Here is a 302-nt window from a genome sequence, read left to right as displayed (position 1 = left end):
GGAGTATGCCCAGCTTGTGCTGGGTGGGAAGATTGGACATTATCTCTCTCTTGGTTGCGACCATGGAAGAATGGAAGATTGATTGACAAGGTTACATAACAGTTAACACAGCTTGCATTTGCCCTGCAATTTTTCAGAATGGAACACCCCAAGGGCATCCGGTCTATATCCGGCAGATTTTTCATAAAGTATCTGCCGGGTATTTTTGTTTGTCATAAAGGAAGTCTTGCTTTTTATTGTAAAATTGGATACAATATAAAAAAGACATTTGCACGGAGGACTCTATGGAATATATCGGCATC

1 protein-coding gene is annotated in these 302 nt (G+C 40.7%); it reads right to left on the bottom strand.

What is annotated here, in order from left to right; genetic code table 11:
• Nucleotides 1–185, bottom strand: a 185-nt coding sequence (locus tag P0G09_RS18605; protein WP_275253411.1) for a hypothetical protein, incomplete at its 3' end; no start/stop codon positions are given.
• Nucleotides 186–302 lie beyond the last annotated feature (117 nt).

The sequence above is a fragment of the Faecalibacterium sp. DFI.5.82 genome (genome assembly GCF_029076575.1).
GTDB classification, from domain to species: Bacteria; Bacillota; Clostridia; order Oscillospirales; family Ruminococcaceae; genus Faecalibacterium; species Faecalibacterium duncaniae.
The sequence above is the reverse complement of the archived record's forward strand: the minus strand, read 5'-3'. Positions and strand labels throughout refer to the sequence as shown.